The organism is Clostridia bacterium (genome assembly GCA_016887505.1).
GTDB lineage: Bacteria > Bacillota > TC1 > TC1 > UBA5767 > UBA5767.
Map to the genome: position 1 here is coordinate 690,399 of CP069393.1, position 16,820 is coordinate 707,218.

The following is a 16,820-nucleotide window of genomic DNA, read 5'->3' on the forward strand; positions in this document are numbered from 1 at the left end:
AGCGTTATATGCGTTTCGAATTAAAAATGGCAACACGATTTTTACAAGCCAGTAAAGGACAGACTGTGTTCATATTGATGGGCATCGCAATCGGCGTTTCAGTGCAAATATTTCTTGGTACCTTAATTACAGGTCTTCAAGAAAATTTGATTGACGCTACGGTGGGAAACTCACCACATATTACTATTACAAATGAGAGTAGCCAACAATCTGAGTATGATTTATTGGATCGGAATGATAATGATTACCGCTCAGAGATTAGTTTTGAAAAGACTGACGAAAACCTTTTTGAATGGGAACGAATAGTCGATTACTTAGATAAGAAAGACAAATTGAGTGCTGTATCTCCAGTGCTAAATGCAAATGGTTCAATAATTAAAGGGAATTTACGATCACCATTAGTTGTTCGAGGAATTAAAAGTGAACGGGCAAATATGATTTATGACTTTGAATCGAGCATGAAGCAGGGAGACTATAGCCTAGAATCCAACAAAGCTCTTATTGGTGATGGCTTAGCAGAAAAATATGCTCTTTCTACTGGAGATAGTTTTACCCTTACTGTTGCAAATGGCAGAAATGAGAATTTCATTGTTGAAGGCATTTTCAGTTTGGGTCAAAAAGCAATCGATGAATCTTGGATGTTTGTGGATTTGGCTAGAGCTCAAAAGCTTGTAGATGATACTGGCTATATTAGTTCCATTGAAATTCAAGTTTTCGACGTTTTTGAAGCAGATACCATTGCCTCAGAACTCGATCAGCAAATGATTGATGTAGAATTGTCTAATTGGAAAGTGGAGAATAAAAGCCTGCTTAGCGCCTTGCAAAGCCAAAGCAGCTCATCTTATACCATACAATTCTTTGTCTTACTCGCTATAACCCTAGGAATAGCGAGTGTGCTTTCCGTCAGCGTGGTTCAAAAGCAACGGCAAATAGGTATCCTTAAGGCTATGGGAGCATCCGCTAAAAGTGCTCGGAATATATTTATATTGCAAGGTCTAATCCTAGGCCTAATAGGTTCTGCTCTAGGAGCTTTGATGGGTTATCTTCTTATACAAGGATTTCTCTATGGGACAGCTTTTGCAACTGGTGAACCGCTATTTCCGCTCACTATTCGTTTTGGCCAGACCATGATCATTCTAAGTATTACTACCATAGCCAGCTTGATTTCGGCCATTATTCCTGCAAATAAATCGTCCAGGCTTGATCCTGTTGATGTTATGAAAGGTTAGTTATGTCTGAATGTTTACTAAAAACTTGTGGTATAAAAAAAATATATGGTTCTTTAATTAAGACAGAAGTATTAAAAGGAATAGATTTTTCACTTGAAACAGGAGAATTTGCCAGTCTGATAGGTTATTCTGGCAGCGGGAAAACGACTTTCCTTAATATTTTGGGTGCATTGGATAAGCCTACTGAAGGAGAGGTCTTTTTCAAAAAACAGTCTTTAGCCACGATGGATGAAAAAGAATTGGCTTATTTTCGAAACTCTAATATAGGTTTTGTTTTTCAATTTCACCATCTTCTTCCCGATTTCTCTGTTCTTGAAAATGTTCTTATACCGACTTGGATTAGAAGTGGGGTAGCAGATAATACCAAAAAAGAACGGGCCATAGAGTTGTTGGAGCAAGTGGGCTTGAAAGATAGGATTAACAACAATGCCAACGATATTTCAGGCGGCCAGCAGCAAAGAGTCGCTATTGCACGTGCCCTCATTAACAACCCATCCTTGATTTTGGCAGACGAACCTACTGGAAATCTGGATACTGAGGCAACGGAACAAATTTATGAATTATTACGTAGTCTCAATGAAGAATTGAATACTACATTCTTAATCGTGACTCATAATGAGCATATCGCTGAAAAATCGGACCGCGTAATTGAAATCAGTGATGGTTTGATCACCAGAGATTATCAGACATCCGGTAAGACAAAAGCAGAGGTATGGGAGGAACTTGGTTCTTGTTCCTGCAAGTCATCAAAAGAATAGAGCCCGTATATGCCCTTTAAAAGCTTTTAATGGCACAAGGCATACAAAGAGTTGGGGAGGTAACGTTTAAAGCTTAAAACCGGCTTTATGGCTCTTTTATGGGCTAAATAGGATTAGATTAAATCAAATAGAGCAGATATGCGACGAGTGGTAAGTAAAATACCGATACCAAGCCGGCTATTGCTAACGCTAATCCAGAAATTGCACCTTCTGTTTCTCCAATTTCCAAAGCTTTTGATGTCCCTAAAACGTGTGAACTGGTTCCAATCGCGACACCTTTCGCAATTGGATTTTCAATACCACCCAACCTTAGTATGGTCTTAGCAAGTACAGTCCCAGATATACCACTTACCAATATAGATAAAACCGTAATGGGTACAATTGCACCCATAGAAGTAGAAACTTCAATCCCCATGGGGGTGGTTATGCATTTGGGTAATAGTGATACTATGGTTCTAAGGTCATACTTTAAAAGAAAAGTTAAGCCTACAAGGCTAATACTCGATACCAACACGCCACTCATAATACCTACAAGGATAGGTATTTTATTTTGCAAAAGATGAGGGAGGCGCCGATGAAGAGGAAGGGCCAATATTACTACCGAGGGTTTTAAAAAGAAGTTTATGGAGTCGGTTGCTGGCTTATAGAATGTATAGTCTATCCTAAATAGCAACATAATTAGTACAATTATAACGATGCTGAATATGTTAGGGGTCAAGATATCAATTTTATATCGGTTATAGAGTTTTTGACCAGTGATGTAAACTGCTATGGTAACCAAAATCCCAGCTAGAGCAATTAGGGCGGTAATGATATTGCTAGTGATCATCTTTATCACCTCGCATATCAATAAGTTTCTGCGTTGTTTTACCAGTTACCAGCATAACCAGAGCCATACTAAGGACCAGAATCAGAGTCATGCTTACCCAAATATCCTTAACAAGATCAGTATATGCTAGGATAGCTACACCGGAAGGAACAAAGAAAAAAGGGAGAACCTTCAGAAAAAGGTCACCAGCGGCTCTGATATTTTCTTCCTTAATGATTTTACTCTCAAGCAAAAACAAAAGTAATAGCATACCCAATATTGAGCCAGGTATGATTAGATTAAAGGTATTGGAAATCCATTCACCAATTTGCCATATAATCAGGATAAGTGCGAATTGTAAAGTAATTTTCATATCGAGATAAACCTTTCATAAGAACTTACAAAAGTTTACCATAGAGAGGTTTTGTTGAACATCCCTAATTAAAATTATAATTAAGTCCGATAATATATATTATGTAAACTTTTAATTGTAAAAAAGATGCATGCCGTATTGGCATGCCTTTGAAAGCCACTGTACACTCTATCGCGTGCGTGTCTTTGATTGTTTTTTTACTTGTTGCGTTTTCCCATTCTTAAAAGTGGGTTTACAACAACATTGGCGCAACAAAGTGCTACCATAATACTAATTCCAACTCCTGCTTCCATAATTAATTACTCCCTTCTATTTCAAACGTACTTGCTTAGTATACATACATATAGCTACTAAGCAAAGTTTTTTTTATGATTTTTTTCAATTTAACCGTACTCTTGCTACTATAAGTTAAAAAGTGCTCTTTTTAGAGCACTTTTATCTATTCAATTATTCCCCCACCCAATAATACATCATCATGATAAAATACAGCGGATTGACCTGGTGTAATAGCAGAAGCCATTGAATGGAGCTGCACCTTGTAGCGTCCTTCTTCTAAATATTGGATTGTACATGGTACCGCATTACTACGGTAGCGCACCTTAACCGTGGCCTCAATTGCCTCTTTGGGGGTATCAATAGCGCTAAAAACGGTATTTTTGATGTGAAATGAATCTGTTAAAAGATCCTCTTTAAACCCTACCGTAATCGTATTGTCATCACAATTTAGGCTAGTAACATAGGCTGGCACACCTAGAGCTATGCCAAGGCCCTTTCTTTGGCCTACAGTATAATATGGTAATCCGTTGTGCTCTCCAATAATATTTCCTTTTGTATCGATGAAAGAACCTTTATCAATGGTATGGTCTGTTCTGCTCCCAACAAAAGAACGATAGTCATCATCCGGAATAAAACAAATTTCCTGACTCTCCCCCTTCGCTTCTACATCAAACCCTAATTTTTCTGCAATGACTCTTACATCATCTTTATGGTAATCTCCTAGAGGAAATAGACAATACTCCAATTGTTCTCTGCTTAGTTGATACATGAAGTAGGATTGATCTTTTTTAGTATCTTTTCCCTTCACCAATACCGTTCTATCATACTCGGCTCTGTATTCTAAATTAACATAATGACCGGTTACGATTTTGTCATAGCCATTCTTTTTAGCAAAAGAAATCAATTCTCCAAACTTCAAAAATTTATTACAATTTACGCAAGGATTCGGTGTCCTGCCATGTAGGTATTCATCAATAAATGGCTCTATGACTTCTTTTTTAAAAATATCTCTTAAGTCTAACAGGTGAAAAGGAATATTTAGGAGTTCACAAACCCTCTGCGCATCCTGTCTTGAAGAATCATAGGCACTGCTAGCCTCTAGGTCTTCAGGCAAGAGACGCATCATAACGCCTCCTACATCATAGCCTTGTTGTTTGAGCAAGTAGGCTACTGATGAGCTGTCAATTCCACCGCTCATGGCAACCAATATTTTTTCTTTCATAATAATCAAACTCCACTTCTTCTAGCCAAGGGAGACATTTTTCGCAATCTTTCTACAATAATTGGAATCTCTTTGACCAAATAATGTACTTCTTCTTCTGTGTTATACCGGCCGACCGTAAAGCGGATAGAACTTTGAGCTTCAATGGGGGGTAATCCCATCGCAGTCAGCACATGTGAGGGCTCGCTTGATCCAGTAGTACAAGCTGAACCACTTGAGCATGCAATGCCTTTCAAGTTTAAAGACATCAAAAGAGACTCACCTTCTACAAATTTAAATGTTACGTTTACATGCCCCGGAATCTTACAAGCTTCGTTTCCATTAAAATAAATATCTGGAATGGATTCCTTTAGTCCCTTTTCTAAAAGATTTGCAAGTCTTTGCTTTTCGAGATTCTCATTTTCAAAGTCTTCTAAAATCAGTTGACAAGCTCTTGAAAAACCAACAATTCCTAACATATTCTCCGTTCCAGGACGTAGTCCATATTCTTGGTGTCCGCCTTGAATATAGGGATGCATAGGAATTCCCTGCTTTACATACATGGCTCCAATGCCTTTGGGGCCATAAATCTTATGTCCAGATATAGTCAAAAGATCAACATCCAGCTCTTTTACATCAATCCGAATTTTTCCTAAAGCTTGCACCGCATCGGTATGAAAGATAGCGCCTACAGTATGTGCATACGCTGCCATTTCTTTAATATTTTGTATGGTTCCCACCTCATTGTTCGCATACATAATGCTAACAAGAGCTGTGCTATTATTGACAGCAGCCTTAAACTGATCCAATGAAATACTTCCCTTTGAGTCCACAGGAAGATACTCTACATCATATCCTTGGCGTTCCAAATACTGAAAGGTATTTAAAACAGCCGGATGCTCAATTACACTCGTTACTAGATGTCTTTTTGAACCATCCATAGCCAATATGGAGCCCATTATGGCAAGATTATCCGCTTCTGTCCCTGACCCAGTAAAGAATAACTCTCCCTGATTGTCAATATCGCCAGGTACTGCATTGATCGTCCTGGCAACTTGTGCTCTTGCCTTTAGCAATTCCTTTCGGGCAGTTCTTCCCTCCTGATAAGGACTAGAAGGATTCCCATACGTCTTATTCATATATGCTATTAGTGTTTCTTTTACTTCAGGTGCCAATTGTGTAGTTGCGCTATTATCGAAATATATCATTGCTGCCTCCGTTACAACAAGTCGCTATCTTTGTATTTTGCCTCGACAATGAGGTCTTCCAAAGTATATGCATCTAAGGTTCTTTGTACTGAACGGTTTATTCTTTTCCAAAGTATTTTCGTGGGACAAATTTCAGCACGATTACATGGTTCTGATTCATTTGCAAGACATGTAACAACAGATAGGTCGCCTTCTAGGGCCTCGAGTATATCTTTAACTTTGATATCCTTAGGTTCCCGGTCTAAATAATACCCGCCCTGAATACCACGCTTACTCATGACCAATCCGCTCTTTTTGAGTTTTGAAAAAATCTGTTCTAAATATAGTTCAGATATTTCTTGTCTAGCAGCAATTTTTTTTAGTGAAACTGGCTTAACTTGACTAAAAATTGCCAAATCAACCATTGCTCGTAAACCGTATGTACCCTTTGTAGATATTCTCACAAATCAGCCCTCCACGTTAAAATTCGAAACACACTAACGTTTACATTTTTAATCCTAGCACCATAGTAGACTTTAGTCAATGTACTTAAGTTATTTTCATACTATTTCTCTATGTTTTCTCCAGCCCTTGTTATATAAGGGTTTATCCATCTTTTCTCTCTTTATAATATTTTTTTCCAATTAATGTATTGGGCATATACTCTTGATCTGTCTGATAATTATGTTCTGGTGGATAGATGTAAAGGTTTTCTTCTTGACTGTCTTTTTGAGGCTTAGGGTAATTATTATCTTGCAAATATGGAGGAACTTCCCCTATATCTGCACTTTCAATATCTTGTAATGCGTCTTTCAGGGCAACTTTGCAAGCATTGGATTTGGGCACCGTACTTAGATAAATGCAAGCTTCACTTAATGGATAGTAGGCTTCCGGTAGTCCTAAATTCTTCAAAGCATAATCAGCAGCAGTCGCAATGCTAAGTGCCTGAGGATCCATCAAACCAATATCTTCTGCAGCAAATATCATCATACGACGTGTTATATACCGTGGGTCTTCACCAGCCTTAAGCATCCTAAGCATATAGTGTAAAGCAGCATCCGGTTTCGAAGCACGCATACTCTTAATAAATGCTGAAACAATATCATAATGGTTGTCTCCAGCCTTATCATATGCAATCGCTCTTTTTTGGATCGATTCTTGAGCAACTTCTAAGGTTATGCGAATTACCCCTTCTGTATTAGGGGTCGTAGTTAAGACAGCCAATTCTAATGCATTCAGCGCCATCCTCGCGTCTCCATTAGGCATGGTTGTTAGATGATTCATCGCTTCTGGCGTGATTTCAACATCTAATTGTCCATATCCACGTTTTGTGTCGTGAACTGCTCCCATTAGAACCTGCTCTAACTCATCTGAAGATAGTGGATTTAATCGATATATAGTTGATCTTGAAAGCAAGGCTCTATTCACTTCGACATAGGGGTTTTCTGTTGTAGCTCCGATTAATACTACTAATCCTTCTTCAACGTGAGGTAAAAGAGCATCTTGTTGGCTCTTATTGAATCGATGGATTTCATCAATAAAGAGAATGCTCTTTTTGCTGTACATACCTAAGTTATCTTTAGCACCAGCTACAACCTCTTTGATATCTTTAACGCCTGAAGTAACTGCATTCAAGACTTGAAAATCAGCCTTGGTCTGTCTGGCAATCAGTCTTGCTAAGGCCGTTTTCCCCGTTCCTGGCGGTCCATACAGAATAATAGATGTCAACTGATCTGAATCAATGACGCGGCGCAGCATTTTACCTTCTGCCAATATATGCCTTTGTCCAATGTATTCATTGAAATTTCTAGGACTCATTCGCTTAGCCAGTGGTTCATTCTTCTTAATTTCATTTTTTCTAACTACATCAAAAATATCCATTGTCACCTCTTGTAATAAAAAAAGGTGGAATCGCCACCTTTAAATGATAAACTTCTTTGCCATGTTCAAAATTCGCTCCAAGGAATCGTATTCATCTGAATCCTCTCTTTTCATTAAGGTGTTCTCGATTTCCTGTTCAAACAGAATTAGTCCGACTCTACTTAGAAGCTCGCGAATTTCAGAAGTATTGCTTAGTACATCCGCACAACGATTCTCTTTAAAATCTTCTATGGTCTCTATCACGATACTAGTTTTTCTAGCAGATTCATCTAATAATATATCCAAGTCTTGTCTGATAACAGGAATAACGTTTTTCCCGTATTTGTAGTTGCGAATAAATGAGATCAGGCTTGCTTTTTGGTCTTCTAAGGAAGATTCATCTTCAGCACCCAAAACACAGGTATGCATGTGATTTTCCAAGACCAATAGTGAAGCCTTATCTAGTGCCGATTTTGCTGCAGATAATTGTATAAAAATATCTTTACAGGATTTTTCCGGCAACATTCGCTGAATACCCAGTATCTGACCTCTAATTTTTTTGAACCTTACGACAAGCGCTTTGCGTAATTCAGTATTATCTTCTGGCATTGGTCACACTTCCTTTTCCAATAAATCCTTAAGTACCTTGTTTGCCAACATCAACCCCGCAACAGAGGGAACTGTAGATATACTTCCGATTTCACCTAAAGCACGTTCCCTTATATCTAAACGGATTGGGGAGCTTGAGAACAATACGTTTACCCCTTTGTTAATGCCTCGCAACTTTAATTTACGTCGCACAGTCCTAGCAAGAGGACAAGTATGGGTTTTGGAGATATCTTCAATCAAAAACCGGGTGTTGTCAAGCTTGTTGCCAGTTCCCATGGATGATATGATGGGTGAATTACAATGAATGGCCTGTTCAATTAAATCAACCTTATCATCCACTGAATCAATAGCATCAACGATATAATCATAATTACCCAGATCTAAAGACAAGTCCGAATATCTTTTATCCAACGTATAAACAGTAGCTTCCGGGTTAATATCTGCTATACGTTCTGCAAGTACATCCACTTTTTTTCGTCCCAAAGTAGAATGATAAGCCATAATCTGTCTATTCAGATTGCTGATTTGTATCGTGTCGAAATCTACTAAAGTCAAAGTACCTATTCCTGCTCTAACCAATCCTTCCACAACGAAAGAACCAACACCACCAACTCCGACCACGAGCACATGACTATTTCTTAATTTTTCCATACCTGATGCGCCGATAAGTATTTCCGTTCTGTGATGTTGGCTTTCCATAATTTCCTCTTTCTACTTGTTTGGGATAGTTGTTTTAATGAACAGCTCCTGTAATTGCTTTTCTACCACTGGACTGGGAGCATTGACCATCAGGTCGGATGCACTTTGCGTTTTGGGGAAAGCGATTACGTCGCGGATGCTGTCTCTATTTCTCATAAGCATTATCATACGGTCTAATCCAAATGCTACTCCACCGTGTGGGGGCGCACCGTATTCAAAAGCATCAAGCATGAATCCAAACTTCTCTTGGGCTTCTTCGTGACTAAAGCCAATCAAATCAAAAATCTTCTGTTGCATATCTTTTTGGTGTATCCGGATGGAGCCACCACCTAATTCTATACCATTTAGAATTAAATCATACGCTTTTGCTCTAACCGCTAGGGGGTCGGTATCCAACAAGGACACATCTTCATCTTTAGGAGCAGTAAACATATGGTGAATCGCTACATACCTTGCACTTTCCTCATCATACTCAAATAAGGGGAAGTCTACTAACCAGCAGAAATTCAGCTCATCTTCATCCATCAAGCCAAGACGTCGTCCGAACTCTAATCTTAGAGCCCCAAGTGAAGCTGCTACGACACTAGGTGCATCGGCAACAAATAAGAGTAAATCTCCTTCTTTCGCGTCCATACGTTCTTTAATTCCAGCCATTTCTTCATCGCTTAAGAATTTCTTGATCGGTGATTTAATTCCCTCTGCACCATATGCAATCCAGGCGAGGCCCTTGGCACCGTAAGTAGATGTAATGTCCATCAAGGCATCAATATCCCTTCTGGAATAGGTAGCGCAGCCAGGTGCCTTAATTCCTTTGATTTGACCTCCACCCTTAATGACAGATGCAAATACCTTAAACTCAGATTCAGAAACAACATCACCAATATCCACCAATTCCATTCCAAAACGCAAGTCTGGTTTATCAGATCCATAGCGGTCCATCGCTTCTTTGTACGTAATTATGGGGAAACTTTTCGGTAACGTTTTTCCAAGTGTTTCCGAGAATATCCGTCCCATCATCTCTTCTATTAGCAACATGATATCTTCTTGTTTTACAAAAGACATTTCCATATCCAGTTGCGTAAATTCCGGCTGACGGTCGGCGCGTAAATCTTCATCTCGGAAACAACGGGCAATTTGAAAATATTTTTCCATTCCAGAAACCATCAGAATTTGTTTGAATATCTGTGGAGATTGAGGTAATGCAAAAAATTCACCAGGATTCACACGGCTAGGTACCAAGTAGTCTCTAGCTCCTTCTGGTGTACTTTTGGTCAACATTGGTGTTTCAATTTCGAGGAAACCTTTTTCATCTAAGAATTTTCTCATTTCCATCGTTACCTTGTGACGCAGTATCATGTTTTGCTGCATTTCAGGACGTCTAAGGTCTAAATAGCGGTATTTTAAGCGTATGTTCTCATCTACTTTCACATCGTCGGTAATCTCAAATACTGGCGTTTTCGCTTTATTTAGAACTTCAATTTCATCACAAATAACTTCAATCTCTCCAGTCGCCATTTTATCGTTTACGGCTTCTGGTGCTCTTGCTACCACTGTTCCTTTTACTGCTAATACATATTCTGTACGTATTGACTCAGCAACAGCAAGGGTTTCCTTAGAAAGTTCTTCATTGAATACGATTTGAACAATCCCACTTCGATCTCTCAAATCGACAAAAATCAAACCACCATGGTCTCTTCTCTTGTTTACCCAACCATTAAGAATAACCTGTTTAGTTTCAAGTTGCTTGTTTACATCACCACAATATACGTTTCTTTGCATGCTTTTCATTATGCTTCCTCCTTCAAGGTGTGAATCATTTCTTCAACACCAAGTCTTCTTTCTTCCTTTTTCTTCATATCTTTCAAGGGATAGATCATATTTTTCACTTCTTCATCTCCAACTGTTACAACATGACTAAATCCTTGTTTATTCGCATATTTGAATTGTGCTTTCAAGCTACGCCCCATCACTTCCATCTCAGCAGCTATCCCCTCTTTTCTGAGTGCTTGCATAAGTTGATACGCTGGGACTTTTTCTGCAATACTAACAGCAGCTATAAATACACTTTGGGATAAATCGTCAAGTATAGGTACTTCTTGGGCCTTCATAGACAATAAGGTTCTTTCAAGACCTACAGCAAAGCCGATACCTGGCATATCTGGGCCACCCACTTCCTCAACCAATGAGTCATAGCGTCCACCCCCTCCAATCGAGCTTTGGGCTCCTATATCAGAAACCATAATTTCAAAAGCAGTCTTGGTGTAATAGTCAAGCCCCCGGACTAAATTCTCGTCTAGAATGTATTGTATTTTTGAGGCATCTAATAATGACTTTAATTCTGCTAAATGATCCTCACATTCTTCGCAAAGACAGCTAGTAATGGTTGGGGCATTTTTAACAATAGCTTGACAAGTATCGCTTTTACAATCGAATATTCTCAAAGGATTGGTATCGAAGCGTTTCTTGCAGGTATCACACAATTCATCAAAGTGCGGTGTCAAATAATCCTTCAACGCTTGTTTGTGAACTGGACGGCATTTTTTGCATCCAACACTATTAATGTGCAACTCTAACTGCTTTAATCCCAATCTTTCAAAAAATTCCATACAAAGCGTAATTACTTCTGCATCGATGGCTGGATCTTTTGAACCTAGAGCTTCTACACCAAATTGATTAAACTGACGATAGCGACCCGCTTGTGGTCTTGAATAGCGAAACATAGGACCTTGATAGTAATATTTTGTTGGTTGTGCTTCTGCATAATCTCTATTTTCCACAAAAGCTCTAACAACAGAAGCTGTTCCTTCTGGTCTCAGTGTGATACTTCTTTTTCCTTTATCTTGGAATGTGTACATTTCCTTTTCCACGATATCCGAAGTCTCACCCACGCCTCTTTGAAAAAGCTCCGTGTTTTCAAACATAGGTGTTCTTATCTCATGGTACCCATATGTCTGACAAATTTCTCTCATGATATTTTCCATGTAATGCCAGAGTTTCATCTCGTCTGGCATGATATCATTAGTACCTTTTGGTCTAGTTATAGCCATAACTCATTCTCCCTTTTCTTTGCATATAAAAAGCTCCCGTCCGGCCAGGGACGAAAGCTTGTTCCGCGTTGCCACCCTGATTGGACGGAAAATCCGCCCCTCTCAAAAGTTCATTCGCTCCGGGGTGTCTTTATCCACAAGTTTCATCAGAAGCTCCCAGCCAAGGCTTCTTTCTCTTTGCATGTCTCTTGCTTTCTTGTCCCATCTACGCGACTATTTAATTACCTAATTCTATCGGAAATAGTATTCTCTTGTCAACTGAATTTCTAGAAGGGAAACCCGCAATCATCCATATGGTAGGTTTTCATCAGTTCCTTTATTTCCTTTTGTAGTTCAGCACCAATAGGAACTCCTTCTACCTTCCGTTTCAAGTAGGTTAAATGTTCTTTTTCGCCAGCCGTATAGATGCGTTCTGCTCCAGGTGCTACTGTCGAATTTCTTAGTTCCTTGACAATACGACCTGATATTTTCTTGAATTCTTTTTCTCCAATAAAGTGATCTGTATCGATGGCTATGAAAAAGTGTCCTAGTGGATAGGGAATTCTATTGCCTTCGCTATCAAAACCGGTAAGCATCTTCATAAAGCTTCCTCCGGCTAAAGCTGCAGATAAGATTTCAACTACAGCTGCGTAACCATACCCTTTGTAACCACCTGTATCTTCGCCACTACCGCCTAAAGCCAGTAACGCTGCCTCTCCATCGACTAGTGCTTTCAAGATTTGAGGGCTGTCCGTCATCTCGTTGCCTTGCCGGTCAATTACTAAGCCGTTCGGTGTATCCATATTATTTCGAGCATAATATTCTATCTTACCTCTTTGGGTGACAGAAGTAGCACAATCTAGAAAGAAGGGAAATTCTTCATCTGTCGGAATACCAAACGTTAAGGGGTTTGTTCCCATCATATTATCTACACCAAACGTTGGTGCAATCGAAGGTCTTGCATTGGTTCCCGTGATGCCAATCATATTTTCTTTTGTAGCCATCAAGGCATAATAACCAGCTATGCCATAATGGGTAGAATTTCTAACAGCACTCATACCCATGCCATATATTTTTGCTTTTTGAATTGCGGTTTCCATGGCATGTTTAGCTACAACGTGTCCCATACCATTGTGTCCATCAAATATGGCTGTAGTGGGTGATTCCTTTACCAATTCAATCTCTGTTATGGGATTCAGAATCCCTTGATTAATCCGGTCTATATAGATAGGTTTCAAGCGATTAATGCCATGAGAATCAATGCCCAGTTTGTCTGCTTGAATCAAGACGTCTGCAATAATTTCAGCATCTTTTTCAGGTACCCCTGCAGACTGCAAGGTTCTCTTCATAAATCTTTCCAATGTTTCGAAGTCAACATACTTCACATTATTCATTGCTTCCTCCCATCAACTCTTGAAAAAAAGGATTCACTTTCTTTTGCTCTCCAATGGTTGTATCGTAGTAACCGTGACCTGAATATATGATTGTTTCATCTGGCAAGGTTAAAATCTTATCTTTCAAGGTTTTCATTAATTGCTCTGAACTTCCACCCGTTAGGTCAGTTCGTCCCACTGAACCATTAAAGACAAGGTCACCCACGAATAATGCTTTCCCACGTTTTAAACTTATACTGCCTGGTGTATGGCCTGGCGTGTGAATAACAGTTAACTCTTCTGAGCCAAACTGAATTACATCACCCTCTTCAATGAATACATCTGCCGGAGGTCCATCCAAGGAATATCCTAAATATTCACTTAAATTTGTTGTTTGGTCAGTTAAGGATGGCGCATCAAGCTTATGTATCATAATATCCGCTCCATATTTTTCCTTAAAATATCCATTGTTATGCACATGATCAGCATGTCCATGTGTATCAATAATATGTAATAATGTAAGCCCTTCCTCTTCAATAAATACATCTGCTTCTTTTTGAGTATAACCAGGGTCAATCATAACTGCTTCTTTTGTTTCTTCGTCTCCTAGAATGTAGGTGCATGAAGCAATGCTTCCAGATGTAAATCTTTTGTAAATCATAGTATTCTCCATTAGAACTGTTTTTTTGTATCCAATAAAATTGTTACCGGTCCATCATTAAGCAGTGAAACTTGCATATTGCAGCGAAATTTCCCTGTCTCCACTGTTAAACCATATGTCGTTTCCAACTCTTTTTTCACAAGCAGGTATAAACTATTCGCCAGCTTGGGTTCAGCAGCTTTAGAAAAACTTGGCCTATTGCCTTTTCTAGCATCCCCTAAAAGAGTAAATTGGGAAATCAGCAAAACTTCACCCTTACCTTCCCCGATAGAATGGTTTAATTTTCCATTCTCATCAGGATAGATTCTTAATTTAGCGATTTTTTTAGCCATGAGTGATGAATCCTTCTCAGTATCATCGTCCTCAACACCCAATAGAACCACCATGCCCTTGTCAATACTGCCTACGATTTGACCTTCTACTTCCACTTTGCTATTTCTTGTTCTTTGTACGACTGCTCTCACTTTTTTTTCCTTCCGCCCAACCCTTTTTACGTGGCGTGACCCGTTTTACATTTATTACATCATTGATTTTCATGAGGCGCTGTATGATGAATTCCAAATGTCCTAAATCATTTATTAGAATTTTTACATCAATCTGTGCCATTAAATCTTTGGTAACTCTAGCATTAAAGGAATTTGTGGTTGTCTTGGCATCGTTTAATACCTTCATAACATCTAGAGCAAGTTGACTTCGGTTTATCCCGATAATTTCCAGCATTACTTGATATATGCTGTCTTGCTTGTTATCCCATGCAACTTCAATAATTCTCTCTGGCTCTGTCTTTTTCAAATACTTAAAGTTTGCACAATCCTGCCTGTGTACAGATATCCCAGCGCCGCGGCTGACGTATCCACCAATCGCATCATCCGGAATTGGATTACAACACCTCGAAATGCGGATTATGGTATCATCGATACCTTTTACTCGCACACCATTAGATGCCTTACCATACCCACCCCAAGGTTTAATGTTTTTTTCATAATAAGACAGGGTTTCTTTATTTTCTTTTTTTGCAATATCCTTCATTCGATTTACAACTTGGGTCGCTGTAAGTCCATTATCACCGATGGCGGCATACATATCAGCAAATGCATTCATTGAATAAATCTTAATCAATTGCTCCATGTAGCTATCACCAGCATATTTCATGTTCAGTCGTTCTTTGTTCATTTCACGCATCAACAAATCCCGACCTAGATCAATCTTCTGATCTCGGTTTAGCTTTTTAAAATAGTTCCGAATCTTATTCTTGGCTTGGGTAGTTGCTACAATTTTAAGCCAATCCATACTGGGTTTACCACTTCTTGAGGTCTTCACCTCAACGATATCACCTGTTTTAAGCTTATGGTCAAATTGAACCATTTTCCCATTTACCTTAGCCCCCACTGCCCGGTTGCCAATATCAGTATGAATCATATAAGCAAAATCAATGGGAGTTGAATCTTGTTTTAACTCAATTACATCACCTTTCGGCGTGAACACATAGACTCTATTAGAAAATATATCTGTTTTTAAGGTATCAATGAAATCTTTAGCATTTCCAGTATCCTTTTGTAAATCTATGATTGTATTTCGAAACCAGGAAAACTGCTTGTTAATATCCTCAGAACCCTTTCGTTTTCCCTCTTTATACTCCCAATGTGCTGCCACGCCAAATTCTGACGTTCTATGCATTTCCCATGTTCTTATTTGCACCTCAAACGGTTCTCCACCTGGTCCAATTACCGTTGTGTGGAGAGATTGATACATATTGGGTTTGGGCATAGCGATATAATCTTTAAATCTTCCAGGAATCGGTTTCCACAAAGTATGAATAACCCCTAGAACAGCATAGCAATCCTTTACATTATCCAAAATAATTCTGATTGCAATCAGATCATAAATTTCGCTAAGCTCTTTATTTTGTTTGGTCATCTTATTGTAGATACTGAAAAAATGCTTCGGTCTACCTTGGATATCGACCGAAATGTTCAACTCTTCAATTTCTTTTTTCAATATCTCGATAACGCTATTAATATATTCTTCTCTTTCCTTGCGTTTCATGGATATTGTCTGCACGAGCTTTCGATAGCTTTCTGGTTCTAAATGTTTTAGAGCCAAGTCTTCAAGCTCCCATTTAATTCTGAACACACCCAATCGATGGGCTAACGGTGCATAAATTTCTAAGGTTTCTTGCGAAGTTCTCTTTTGTTTCTCAATTGACATATATTTGAGTGTTCGCATATTATGCAGACGATCTGAAAGCTTAATCATGATGACCCGGATATCTTTGGCCATTGCAAGAAGCATCTTGCGCAAGTTCTCTACCTGATGCTCTTCCCGGTCCTTGTATTGGATCATCGAAAGTTTAGTAACTCCATCAACTAGAAGAGCAACTTCTTCGCCAAACTCTTTTTCCACTTCTTCTAATGAGATGACCGTGTCTTCAACAACATCATGCAATAATCCTGCTACAATTGAGGCTGTATCCATCTGAAAATTAGCAAGGATAAATGCTACATTCAAAGGATGTATTATATATTCCTCGCCAGATTTACGTTCCTGACCTTTATGAGCTTCAAATGCAGTATGATACGCTTTTTGAATTAGCGCACCATCTACATCAGGATTATACTCTTTTATTCGCTCGATTAACTTATCGACACTAAGATTTTCCTTTTCGTTCGTCATGTTACCAACCAGCTTTCGATAGTTACTATGGACTAGTTATCTAAAAATAATTCATAATCAAAAAAAGCCTGAACAATCAGGCTTTTA

General features: G+C 38.8%; 16 protein-coding genes. 2 read left to right on the forward strand and 14 right to left on the reverse strand.

Going from position 1 to position 16,820, the window contains the following annotated elements:
- Positions 1–8: 8 nt before the first annotated feature.
- The gene (locus JR334_03400) at positions 9–1,229 is read left to right on the forward strand and encodes an ABC transporter permease (GenBank protein ID QRN86281.1); all 1,221 of its coding nucleotides are present in this window, start codon (positions 9–11) and stop codon (positions 1,227–1,229) included.
- Between the two features lie 2 nt (positions 1,230–1,231).
- Positions 1,232–1,987, forward strand: coding sequence for an ABC transporter ATP-binding protein (locus JR334_03405; GenBank protein ID QRN86282.1), 756 nt, complete (start codon positions 1,232–1,234; stop codon positions 1,985–1,987).
- Between the two features lie 118 nt (positions 1,988–2,105).
- Here the strand turns inward: JR334_03405 and JR334_03410 are convergent, their stop codons facing one another.
- From JR334_03410 to JR334_03475, 14 genes are all read right to left on the reverse strand, one after another.
- Positions 2,106–2,816 (reverse strand): LrgB family protein, encoded by a 711-nt coding sequence (locus tag JR334_03410; protein ID QRN86283.1) that lies wholly within the window; start codon positions 2,814–2,816, stop codon positions 2,106–2,108.
- Complete coding sequence (locus JR334_03415) at positions 2,806–3,168, reverse strand: CidA/LrgA family protein (GenBank protein ID QRN86284.1); 363 nt, start codon at positions 3,166–3,168, stop codon at positions 2,806–2,808. The genes JR334_03410 and JR334_03415 overlap by 11 nt, the downstream gene beginning before the upstream one ends.
- 439 nt (positions 3,169–3,607) lie before the next feature.
- Positions 3,608–4,666 carry a tRNA 2-thiouridine(34) synthase MnmA gene (gene mnmA / locus JR334_03420; protein QRN86285.1) on the reverse strand — a complete coding sequence of 353 codons (1,059 nt, stop codon included), beginning with the start codon at positions 4,664–4,666 and terminating at the stop codon, positions 3,608–3,610.
- A 5-nt stretch (positions 4,667–4,671) separates the two neighbouring features.
- Positions 4,672–5,853 (reverse strand): cysteine desulfurase, encoded by a 1,182-nt coding sequence (locus JR334_03425; protein ID QRN86286.1) that lies wholly within the window; start codon positions 5,851–5,853, stop codon positions 4,672–4,674.
- 11 nt (positions 5,854–5,864) lie between these two features.
- Entirely contained in the window at positions 5,865–6,296 is a 432-nt protein-coding gene (locus tag JR334_03430) for an Rrf2 family transcriptional regulator (GenBank protein QRN86287.1), read from the reverse strand.
- A gap of 142 nt (positions 6,297–6,438) precedes the next feature.
- Positions 6,439–7,713: a replication-associated recombination protein A gene (locus JR334_03435; protein QRN86288.1), complete on the reverse strand. Its 1,275-nt coding sequence runs from the start codon at positions 7,711–7,713 to the stop codon at positions 6,439–6,441.
- Between the two features lie 39 nt (positions 7,714–7,752).
- Positions 7,753–8,301: a metal-sensitive transcriptional regulator gene (locus JR334_03440; GenBank protein QRN86289.1), complete on the reverse strand. Its 549-nt coding sequence runs from the start codon at positions 8,299–8,301 to the stop codon at positions 7,753–7,755.
- A gap of 3 nt (positions 8,302–8,304) precedes the next feature.
- Complete coding sequence (locus JR334_03445) at positions 8,305–9,000, reverse strand: tRNA threonylcarbamoyladenosine dehydratase (GenBank protein ID QRN86290.1); 696 nt, start codon at positions 8,998–9,000, stop codon at positions 8,305–8,307.
- A gap of 12 nt (positions 9,001–9,012) precedes the next feature.
- Positions 9,013–10,788: an aspartate--tRNA ligase gene (aspS, locus tag JR334_03450; protein QRN86291.1), complete on the reverse strand. Its 1,776-nt coding sequence runs from the start codon at positions 10,786–10,788 to the stop codon at positions 9,013–9,015.
- A complete protein-coding gene (locus JR334_03455; protein ID QRN86292.1) occupies positions 10,788–12,047 on the reverse strand; it encodes a histidine--tRNA ligase in 1,260 nt (419 codons plus the stop codon). The genes aspS and JR334_03455 overlap by 1 nt, the downstream gene beginning before the upstream one ends.
- A gap of 266 nt (positions 12,048–12,313) precedes the next feature.
- Positions 12,314–13,420 (reverse strand): Ldh family oxidoreductase, encoded by a 1,107-nt coding sequence (locus tag JR334_03460; protein ID QRN86293.1) that lies wholly within the window; start codon positions 13,418–13,420, stop codon positions 12,314–12,316.
- Positions 13,413–14,060, reverse strand: a complete 648-nt coding sequence (locus JR334_03465) for an MBL fold metallo-hydrolase (protein ID QRN86294.1) — start codon at positions 14,058–14,060, stop codon at positions 13,413–13,415. Before JR334_03465 ends, JR334_03460 begins: the two co-directional genes overlap by 8 nt.
- An 11-nt stretch (positions 14,061–14,071) precedes the next feature.
- Positions 14,072–14,524 (reverse strand): D-tyrosyl-tRNA(Tyr) deacylase, encoded by a 453-nt coding sequence (locus tag JR334_03470; GenBank protein ID QRN86295.1) that lies wholly within the window; start codon positions 14,522–14,524, stop codon positions 14,072–14,074.
- Positions 14,493–16,733 (reverse strand): bifunctional (p)ppGpp synthetase/guanosine-3',5'-bis(diphosphate) 3'-pyrophosphohydrolase, encoded by a 2,241-nt coding sequence (locus JR334_03475; protein ID QRN86296.1) that lies wholly within the window; start codon positions 16,731–16,733, stop codon positions 14,493–14,495. Before JR334_03475 ends, JR334_03470 begins: the two co-directional genes overlap by 32 nt.
- Between the last annotated feature and the right edge of the window lie 87 nt (positions 16,734–16,820).

Excerpts from the sequence above, each read along its gene's own strand:
- JR334_03445 (QRN86290.1), bottom strand. The coding sequence starts at position 9,000 with ATGGAAAGCCAACATCACAGAACGGAAATACTTATCGGCGCATCAGGT.
- JR334_03400 (QRN86281.1), top strand. The coding sequence starts at position 9 with ATGCGTTTCGAATTAAAAATGGCAACACGATTTTTACAAGCCAGTAAA.
- JR334_03460 (QRN86293.1), bottom strand. The coding sequence starts at position 13,420 with ATGAATAATGTGAAGTATGTTGACTTCGAAACATTGGAAAGATTTATG.
- JR334_03405 (QRN86282.1), top strand. The coding sequence starts at position 1,232 with ATGTCTGAATGTTTACTAAAAACTTGTGGTATAAAAAAAATATATGGT.
- JR334_03415 (QRN86284.1), bottom strand. The coding sequence starts at position 3,168 with ATGAAAATTACTTTACAATTCGCACTTATCCTGATTATATGGCAAATT.
- aspS (QRN86291.1), bottom strand. The coding sequence starts at position 10,788 with ATGAAAAGCATGCAAAGAAACGTATATTGTGGTGATGTAAACAAGCAA.
- JR334_03440 (QRN86289.1), bottom strand. The coding sequence starts at position 8,301 with ATGCCAGAAGATAATACTGAATTACGCAAAGCGCTTGTCGTAAGGTTC.
- mnmA (QRN86285.1), bottom strand. The coding sequence starts at position 4,666 with ATGAAAGAAAAAATATTGGTTGCCATGAGCGGTGGAATTGACAGCTCA.
- JR334_03465 (QRN86294.1), bottom strand. The coding sequence starts at position 14,060 with ATGATTTACAAAAGATTTACATCTGGAAGCATTGCTTCATGCACCTAC.
- JR334_03455 (QRN86292.1), bottom strand. The coding sequence starts at position 12,047 with ATGGCTATAACTAGACCAAAAGGTACTAATGATATCATGCCAGACGAG.
- JR334_03475 (QRN86296.1), bottom strand. The coding sequence starts at position 16,733 with ATGACGAACGAAAAGGAAAATCTTAGTGTCGATAAGTTAATCGAGCGA.
- JR334_03425 (QRN86286.1), bottom strand. The coding sequence starts at position 5,853 with ATGATATATTTCGATAATAGCGCAACTACACAATTGGCACCTGAAGTA.
- JR334_03435 (QRN86288.1), bottom strand. The coding sequence starts at position 7,713 with ATGGATATTTTTGATGTAGTTAGAAAAAATGAAATTAAGAAGAATGAA.
- JR334_03410 (QRN86283.1), bottom strand. The coding sequence starts at position 2,816 with ATGATCACTAGCAATATCATTACCGCCCTAATTGCTCTAGCTGGGATT.